Below are 8,297 nucleotides of genomic sequence, written 5' to 3' on the forward strand. Positions count from 1 at the left end.
GGGAACGGCCTGACCTCCGCCACCCCGCCCGGAATAGGGTGACGGTCATGGTGTGGGGACTGCTGTGTGCGCTGCTCTCGGCCGTGGCGTACGGCGTCGCTTCGGTGATGCAGGCCGTGGCGGCGAAGGCGACGCCCGACGCGGGCGCGGGGGTCGACCCGCGGTTGCTGCTGCGGGTGCTGCGGCAGTGGAAGTACGTGGCCGGCCTGGGGCTGGACGTGCTCGGGTTCGTCGCGCAGATCGCCGCCCTGCACGTGTTGCCGTTGTTCGTCGTCCAGGCCACGCAGGCGGCGAGCCTGGCGGTGACCGCCGTGGCCGCGCGGGTGTTCGGCGTGCGGCTCGGGGCGCGCGAGTGGGCGGCCGTCGCCGTGGTGTGCGCGGGCCTGGCGTTGCTGGGTTCGGCGGCGCAGAGCGAAGGTTCGGACCAGGTGGGCCTGGGCTTCCGGCTGGCGCTCGCGGGCGCCGTGGTGGTGCTCGGGCTGGCGGGGATCGCGGCGGGCAAGGCCGGGCGCCGCGTCCGCACGCCGGCGCTGGGGCTGATCGCCGGGCTGTGCTTCGGGCTGGTCGCGGTGGCGGGCCGGGTCATCCCGAGTCTCGCCCCGCTCGACCTGCTGACCGACCCCGCGCTGTACATCCTCGCGGTGTCCGGCGGCCTGGCGATGCTGTTCTACGCCACGGCGTTGCAGCGCGGCAGCGTGACCACGTCGACCGCGATGATGGTGCTCGGCGAGACCGTGCTGCCCTCGCTCATCGGCGTCGTGCTGCTCGGCGACCGCACGCGGCCCGGCTTCGTCGTCGTGGCGATCGCCGGGTTCGTGCTCGCGGTCACCGCGGCGCTCGCGCTGGCCCGCTTCGGCGAGCCGGCGCCGATCGAGCAGCCCGTCTGAGGCTCAGCCGCGGTTGCGCCGCCACTGGTTCGACAGCAGCCACATCAGGTAGAGCCCGCCGATCGCGCCGGTCGCGATGCCGACCGGCAGGCCTTCCTCGCCGAACACCAGGCGCGTCACCAGGTCACTGGCCACGAGCAGCAGCGCGCCCATCAATGCCGAGGACACCAGCGCCGGTTTCGCCGAGCGCGCCAGCCGTTTCGCCAGCTGCGGCGCGGCGAGCGCGACGAACGCGATGGGTCCCGTCGCGGCAGTGGCGATCGCGCACAGCGTCACGGCCACCGCGAGCAGCACCGCGCGGCTGCGCTCCACCGGCACCCCGAGCCCCTTGGCCGAGTCGTCGCCCATCTCCAGCAGCGCGAGCCGCCGGCCGTAGCCGAACGCGAGCGGCAGCAGCACCGCGACGGCGATCGCGACCGGCCAGATCTCGTCCCAGCCGCGGCCGTTGAGGCCGCCGACCAGCCACGCCTGCGCCGCGTACGCGTCCTGCAGCGAAGCCCGCGTGATGAGGTACGAGTTGGCGGCCGTGAGCATGGCCGCGACCCCGATGCCGACCAGGATCATCCGGAACCCCTGCAGCCCGCGCCGGTAGGCGAGCAGCCCGACGGCCAGCGCCGTGAGCACGCCACCGGCGAGCGCGCCGAGCGCCACCTCGCCGGAACCGCCGTGCGCCAGCACGATCACGAGCAGCGCGCCGGTCGCCGAGCCCTCGGTGAACCCGATGACGTCCGGGCTGCCCAGCGGGTTTCCGGACAGGCTCTGCAGCACACCACCGCTCACCGCGAGCGCCGCGCCGACCAGGACCGCGAGCAGCAGCCGCGGCAGCCGCAGCGTGGTCACGATGAACTCCGTGCCCGCGTCGCCGAAGCCGAAGAGCGTCTTCACGACGTCGAGCACCGACAGCGGGTAGTCGCCGGTCGTCATGCTCACGGCGCTCAGCCCGAACAGCACCACGGCGAGCACGATGCCCACCACCCACGCGCGTGGTGTCACGCGCAGCGAAACCCGCCGCGTCCGGACGGGACGGTCCTCGATCGCGGTCACAGGCGCGCCAGCTTCCGGCGCCGGCACAGCGCGATGAACACCGGCGCGCCGAGGAACGCGGTCACGATGCCCACCTGCAGTTCCTCCGGCGGGTTGAGGATGCGGCCGATCACGTCGGACCCGATCAGCAGCACCGGCGAGAGGATCATCGAGTACGGCAGCACCCACCGCTGGTCCGGACCCACCAGGATCCGCACGGCCTGCGGCACCGCCAGCCCGATGAACGCGATCGGCCCGATGGCCGCCGTCGAAGCCCCGCACAGCAGGGTGACCGCGATCGCGCCCAGGACTCGTGTGCGGCCGATGTGCGCGCCGAGCGCCTTGCCGGTCTGCTCGCCCAGCGCGAGCACGTTGAGCGGCCGCGCGAGCAGCAGCGCCAGCACGATGCCGATCGCGATGAACGGCGACACCTGCACCAGCACGTCCGCGCGCCGGCCGCTGAGCGAGCCGACGTTCCAGAACCGGAACTGGTTGAACGTGTCGGGGTCGATGAGCAGCACCGCGCCGATGTAGGCCTGCAGCACGGCGGTGAGCGCCGCGCCCGACATCACGAGCCGGTCGGGCGTCGCGCCGCCGCGACCCGCGGTGCCGAGCAGGTAGACCACCACCGAGGCGACGGCGGCGCCGAGGAACGCGAACCACACGTAGCCGAGCACGGTCGTGACGCCGGTGAACGCGATGGCCGAGACCACCGCGGCGGCCGCGCCGTTGTTCACGCCGAGCAGGCCCGGGTCGGCGAGCGGGTTGCGCGTGAGCGCCTGCATCACCGCTCCCGCAAGGCCGAGAGCTGCGCCGACGAGGGCGCCGAGCAAGGTCCGCGGCAGCCGCTGGTCGTGGATGATGACCGCGTCGGCGCTGCCGTCGTTGTGCCAGAGCACCGACCAGGTCGAGCCGAACGGGATGCTCTTCGAGCCCACCCAGAGGCTCACCAGCATGACCAGCACGAGCAGCGCGACAGCACCCACCAGGCCGCCGCCGCGCAGGGTTCGGCCCCGCCCCCGGTGCGCGGGTGGCCCCGCCGCCACGGGTGGGCTGACGCTGACGACCACCGACACCTCCTGCGGACCGGGCACTCCTTCGCGGGCGGTTCTTAGACTAGCCTTACCTATCAAGACGCGGTGCAGGCGGCACGCTGGGCAGGTCGAGCGAAAGGGAGGGCGCCGGTGACGACGGCTGCAGCGACGACCGGGCGGGACGTGCTGCGGCGCGCGATCTCCGGACAGCGGGGGGCCGTGACGCTCTCCTCGATCCTCGCCGCCGCGCACCAGGGCGGCGAAGCCCTGGTACCCGTGGTGATCGGTGTGGTCATCGACCGTGCCGTGGCCGACAGCTCCGTGCTCACCCTGATCACCTGGCTCGGGGTGCTCGCGGTGGTGTTCCTGGTGCTGTCCTCCAGCTACCGCTTCGGCGCGCGGGCCGCGGAACGCGCGGCCGAGCGCGCCGCGCACGACATCCGGCTCTCGCTCTCCCGGCGCGTGCTGCATTCGCGCGGTGGCACCGAAACCGGCGCGCTCGCGGGTGAGCTGGCCAGCATCGGGACCTCGGACGCGCGGCGCGTCGGGATGATCAACGCAACGCTGCCGTTCGGGGTCTCGGCGCTGGCGGGCCTCGTGGTCAGCGCGGTCGTGCTGCTGCGGATGTCCGTGCCCCTCGGCCTGCTGGTTCTGCTCGGCACTCCCCCGTTGCTGTTGCTCGCGCACCTGATCGGCAAGCCGCTGGAGAAGCGCAGCGAGGTCGAGCAGGAGCGCGCGGCGCACGCGTCGGGTGTCGCGGCCGACCTGGTGGCGGGGCTGCGCGTGCTCAAGGGCATCGGCGCGGAACCGGCCGCCGTCGATCGGTATCGCCGCACCAGCCGGGATTCGCTGCTGGCCACCGTCCGCGCCGCCCGCGCGCAGGCGTGGCACAACGGCGCGCTGCTCGCGTTGACGGGCATCTTCATCGCGCTGGTGGCGCTCGTCGGCGGGAACCTCGCGGCCAACGGTGACATCAGCGTCGGCGACCTGGTCGCGGCGGTCGGGCTCGCGCAGTTCCTGCAGACCCCGTTCTCGATCTTCGCGTGGGTCAACGGCCAGTTCGCCCAGGGCCGCGCGTCCGCCGGGCGCGTCGCGACCGTGCTCAACTCGCCGCTCGCCGTGCCCGAGGGCACCGCTTCCCTGCCGGCGCCGGCCGCGGGCGGGATCGAGCTTTCCCGCGTGACACACGGAAAGCTGCGGGAGCTGGACCTGGCCGTGCCCGGCGGACAGCTGCTGGGGATCGTCACCGCAGACCCGGCGATGGCCACCGACCTGCTCGACTGCCTGGGCCGCTTCGCCGATCCCGGCACCGGCACGGTGCGCGTCGACGCGGTCGACCTGTCCACTGTGGACCCGGACCGCGTCCGGGAGGTGGTACTCGTGGCCGCCCACGACGCCGATCTGTTCGAAGGAACCCTGGAGGAGAACGTGCGAGCGGGTGGTCCGGCGGTGCCGGACGGAGTGCTGGCGGCCGCGGCCGCCGACGAGGTGGCGAGCACGCTGCCGTCCGGCGCGGCCACGGCCGTCACCGAACGGGGGCGCTCGCTCTCGGGCGGGCAACGGCAACGGGTCGCGCTCGCACGGGCGCTGGCGGCGGACACACCGGTGCTCGTGCTGCACGACCCGACCACCGCCGTCGACACGGTCACCGAAGCCCGGATCGCCGACGGCATCGCCCGGCTGCGCCGCGGCCGCACCACGATCGTGGTCACGACCAGCCCGGCGCTGCTCGCGGCCACCGAGCGCGTGGTACTGCTCGACGAGGGGCGGGTGGTCGCCGAAGGTGAGCACGCCGGCCTCGTGCGCGAGCGCGCCGACTACCGCGCGGCGGTGCTTTCGTGACCACCCGCGAACTGCTCCCGACCGCGGACGGGCACTGCATCCGCGCGGTACTGGGCGAACTGCTGCGCCGCTCGAAGGCGCGCGCCGCCGGGTCCTTCGCCTTCGTCGTGGCCGCCACGGCCGTCGGCCTGCTCACCGCGCCGCTGCTGGGCCGCGTCGTCGACATCGTCGCGCAGCACCGCCCGGCCACGGACCTCGTGACGCCGGTCGTGGAGCTCGTCCTCGTGGCGGTGGCCTCGGCGATCGCCACGGCCATCGGGACCTCGATGCTCGCCCGCCTCGGCGAGACGATGCTGGCGGATCTGCGGGAACGGTTCGTGGACCGCGCGCTGGGGCTGCCGCTGGAACAGGTGGAGAAGGCCGGTTCCGGCGACCTCACCACCCGGGTGACCAACGACGTGTCGGTCGTCGCGGAGGCCGTGCGCGAGGCCTTGCCGGAGCTGGGCCGGTCGGTGCTCACGATCGTGCTGACGCTCGTGGCCATGGCCGTGCTCGACTGGCGGTTCCTCCTCGCAGCCCTGCTCGCCGTGCCGATCCAGCTCCACACCGTGCGCTGGTACGTCCGGCAGGCGAAGCCGCTCTACGCGGCGCAACGGGCCGCGGTCGGTGCACAGCAACAGCAGCTGCTCGACACGATCGGCGGCGCCAAGACCGTGCGCGCGTTCCGGCTGGCCGACGAGCACGTGGAGCGCGTGCGGCAACGTTCGGACGGCGCGGTCGAGCTGGCGTTGCGCGGAATCCGCCTGGTGACCCGGTTCTTCGGCCGGCTGAACCTCGCGGAGTTCGTCGGGCTCTCGGCCGTGCTCGCGGCCGGGTACCTGCTCGTGGGCGCGAACCTCGCGACGGTCGGCGTCGCCACCGCGGCGGCGCTGTACTTCCACAGCCTGTTCGGCCCGATCAACACCGCACTCGCGCTCGTCGACGACGCCCAGGCGGCCACGGCCGGCCTCGCGCGGCTGATCGGCGTGGCCGATCTGCCCGCACCGGTCGAACCGCGGCAGCCGGCGCGGCCGGTCGACTCGTCGGTGAAGGCCGGCGCGCTGCGGCACTCCTATGTGGACGGTCACCCGGTGCTGCGCGAGGTGGACCTCGACCTGGCGCCCGGTGAACGCGTCGCGCTGGTCGGCGCGAGCGGCGCGGGCAAGACCACGCTGGCGAAGCTCATCGCCGGGATCCACCAGCCGGGCTCGGGTTCGGTGTCGCTCGGCGGCGTGCCGCTCATCGAGCTCGGCCCGGCCCAGACGCGGCGGACCGTGGCGCTGATCAGCCAGGAGGTGCACGTCTTCAGCGGCACGCTGGCCGACGACCTGCGGCTGGCGCGGCCCGAAGCGTCCGAAGAGGACCTGCGTGCGGCGCTCGCGACGGTCGGCGCGCTGGAGTGGGCCGAGGCGCTGCCCGACGGTCTGGACACGGTCGTCGGTGACGGCGGGCACCAGCTCACGGTCACGCAGGCGCAGCAGCTCGCGCTCGTGCGGCTCGTGCTGGCCGATCCGCCGGTGGCGATCCTCGACGAGGCCACGGCCGAAGCGGGCAGCGCGGGCGCGAAAACGCTGGAAGCAGCCGCCGCGGCGGCGCTGCAGGGACGGACCGGGCTCGTGGTCGCCCACCGGCTCACGCAGGCGGCGGCGTCGGACCGGATCGTGGTGCTCGACGCGGGCACGGTCGTCGAGACGGGCACGCACGACGAGCTGGTCGCCGCGGGCGGCCGGTACGCGACGTTGTGGGCCGCGTGGTCGGGGACGCGCCGGGTGGGCGACTCCGTAACGGAGTGAGGCTCGCCGCAGTGGACGGTGGTTGCATCAGCCAGGCGGTCTGACTTAGGTTAGGCAAACCTGATTACTGATCCGACCAAAAGCAGGCCGCACCCCAAGCAGCACGCAACCGTTGCTACGAAGCCATTCGGCGGTGACGGTGGTCGGATTGGAACTGATCGACACCGTATCGAGAGCGACCGCAAAGGACCGACGATGGCCCGCTTCTCCCTCCTGTCCGCCGCGCGCGGGCGCGCCCGGACCGCCGGCGCGCTCGCCGCGGCGCTCGTGCTCGCCGGCACGCTCACGGCGTGCGGCTCCGACACCCCCGCCGCGCCGGGCTCGACCGGCGCGTCCGGCGCCACGGACCCCGGCGCGTTCCCGGTCACCATCGAGCACAAGTACGGCTCCACGACGATCGAGAAGGCGCCGCAGCGCGTCGTCACCGTCGGCCTGACCGAGCAGGACTCGCTGCTCGCGCTCGGCGTCGTGCCCGTCGGCACCACCGACTGGCTCGGCAACTTCCCCGGCGCCATCGCGCCGTGGGCCAGGGCGAAGCTCGGCAACGCTCCCCTGCCGACCGTGCTCAAGGACGCCGACGGGCCGCAGTTCGAGAAGATCGCCGCGCTGAAGCCGGACCTCATCATCGGCCTGTACTCCGCGCTCACGCAGGAGCAGTACACCACCCTGTCGAAGATCGCGCCGACGATCGCGCAGCCCAAGCAGTACAACGACTACGGCATCCCGTGGCAGGAGACGACCAAGACGGTCGGCAAGGCAGTGGGCAAGGCCAAGGAAGCCGACACGCTCGTCGCCGGCGTCGAAGACCAGTTCGCCAAGGCCCGCGCCGCGCACCCGGAGTTCGCCGGCAAGACCGCGCTGATGGCCACCCAGTACGACGGCTACTTCGTCTACGGCAGCGAGGACCCGCGCTCGCGCATCCTCACGTCGCTGGGCTTCAAGCTGCCCCCGAACCTCGACCGGCTCATCGGCGACAAGTTCGGCGCGAACATCAGCGCGGAACGCACCGACCTGCTCAACGTCGACGCCCTGGTCTGGATCGTCGACACCATCCCGGGCGGCCAGGCGACCCTGGCGAAGGACAAGCTGTACTCGGGCCTGAACGTCGCGAAGCAGAAGCGCGAGGTCTTCATCGAGGACCCGAGCACCTACGGCAGCGCCACGTCGTTCGTCAGCGTGCTCAGCCTGCCCTACACGCTCGAGCGGATCGTCCCCCAGCTCACCGCCGCCGTCGACGGCAACCCGGCCACGGACGTGAAGCCCGCCGCCTGATCCCCCACGCACGCACAACGCCCGGCCGGGAGACGTCCTCCGGCCGGGCGTTGTCGTTTGGCGCAAGGGAATCCGGCGCCGCGGCAAGCACGGCACCTCGCAGCCCAACCTCCGCGCCGCGCTGAGAAGGCTCCCGTCGGTGGCGCGAAGTCCCGGCCACCCCGGCGCCTGGCCGAGCGGGAGCCGCCGACCTGAAACGCCGAACCGCCCGGCCGGAACGTCTCCGGCCGGGCGGTTTCGCGTTGCCGCGTCAGGATTCCATGGCCTCGATGAGGGACTTCGGGCGCAGGTCGGTCCAATTCTGTTCGACGTAGTCGAGGCACGGCCGGCGGGCGTCGGGGCCGAAGGCGGTGGTCCAGCCGGCCGGAACGGCGACGAACTGGGGCCACAGGCTGTGCTGGCCCTCGTCGTTGACGAGCACGAGGTAGGTGCCGTCGGGGTTCTCGAAGGGGTTGGTCATGGTGTTT

Annotated in this window: 7 protein-coding genes; 4 read left to right on the plus strand and 3 right to left on the minus strand. The window is 73.1% G+C overall.

What is annotated here, in order from left to right; translation table 11 throughout:
* The first annotated feature begins 47 nt into the window (after window positions 1–47).
* A complete protein-coding gene (locus ACQPXB_RS26125) occupies window positions 48–887 on the plus strand; it encodes a DMT family transporter (RefSeq protein ID WP_366576351.1) in 840 nt (279 codons plus the stop codon).
* A gap of 3 nt (window positions 888–890) precedes the next feature.
* On the opposite strand, the gene ACQPXB_RS26130 is transcribed toward ACQPXB_RS26125, so the two are convergent.
* The gene (locus ACQPXB_RS26130; RefSeq protein ID WP_366576353.1) at window positions 891–1,931 is read right to left on the minus strand and encodes a FecCD family ABC transporter permease; all 1,041 of its coding nucleotides are present in this window, start codon (window positions 1,929–1,931) and stop codon (window positions 891–893) included.
* The gene (locus ACQPXB_RS26135) at window positions 1,928–2,956 is read right to left on the minus strand and encodes a FecCD family ABC transporter permease (RefSeq protein ID WP_432856790.1); all 1,029 of its coding nucleotides are present in this window, start codon (window positions 2,954–2,956) and stop codon (window positions 1,928–1,930) included. Before ACQPXB_RS26135 ends, ACQPXB_RS26130 begins: the two co-directional genes overlap by 4 nt.
* A 138-nt stretch (window positions 2,957–3,094) precedes the next feature.
* On the opposite strand from ACQPXB_RS26135, the gene ACQPXB_RS26140 reads away from it, so the two are divergent.
* From ACQPXB_RS26140 to ACQPXB_RS26150, 3 genes are all read left to right on the plus strand, one after another.
* Entirely contained in the window at window positions 3,095–4,786 is a 1,692-nt protein-coding gene (locus tag ACQPXB_RS26140; protein ID WP_366576357.1) for an ABC transporter ATP-binding protein, read from the plus strand.
* Window positions 4,783–6,558, plus strand: coding sequence for an ABC transporter ATP-binding protein (locus ACQPXB_RS26145; protein ID WP_432844758.1), 1,776 nt, complete (start codon window positions 4,783–4,785; stop codon window positions 6,556–6,558). The genes ACQPXB_RS26140 and ACQPXB_RS26145 overlap by 4 nt, the downstream gene beginning before the upstream one ends.
* 195 nt (window positions 6,559–6,753) lie before the next feature.
* Window positions 6,754–7,830 carry an iron-siderophore ABC transporter substrate-binding protein gene (locus tag ACQPXB_RS26150; protein WP_432844759.1) on the plus strand — a complete coding sequence of 359 codons (1,077 nt, stop codon included), beginning with the start codon at window positions 6,754–6,756 and terminating at the stop codon, window positions 7,828–7,830.
* Between the two features lie 250 nt (window positions 7,831–8,080).
* On the opposite strand, the gene ACQPXB_RS26155 is transcribed toward ACQPXB_RS26150, so the two are convergent.
* Window positions 8,081–8,290, minus strand: a complete 210-nt coding sequence (locus ACQPXB_RS26155; RefSeq protein ID WP_386945346.1) for an MbtH family protein — start codon at window positions 8,288–8,290, stop codon at window positions 8,081–8,083.
* Window positions 8,291–8,297: the final 7 nt, after the last annotated feature.

This window comes from Amycolatopsis sp. CA-161197 (genome assembly GCF_050942255.1).
Taxonomy (GTDB): Bacteria; Actinomycetota; Actinomycetes; order Mycobacteriales; family Pseudonocardiaceae; genus Amycolatopsis.

Coding starts and splice junctions, on each gene's coding strand:
- ACQPXB_RS26125 (WP_366576351.1), top strand. CDS start 48: ATGGTGTGGGGACTGCTGTGTGCGCTGCTCTCGGCCGTGGCGTACGGC.
- ACQPXB_RS26150 (WP_432844759.1), top strand. CDS start 6,754: ATGGCCCGCTTCTCCCTCCTGTCCGCCGCGCGCGGGCGCGCCCGGACC.
- ACQPXB_RS26155 (WP_386945346.1), bottom strand. CDS start 8,290: ATGACCAACCCCTTCGAGAACCCCGACGGCACCTACCTCGTGCTCGTC.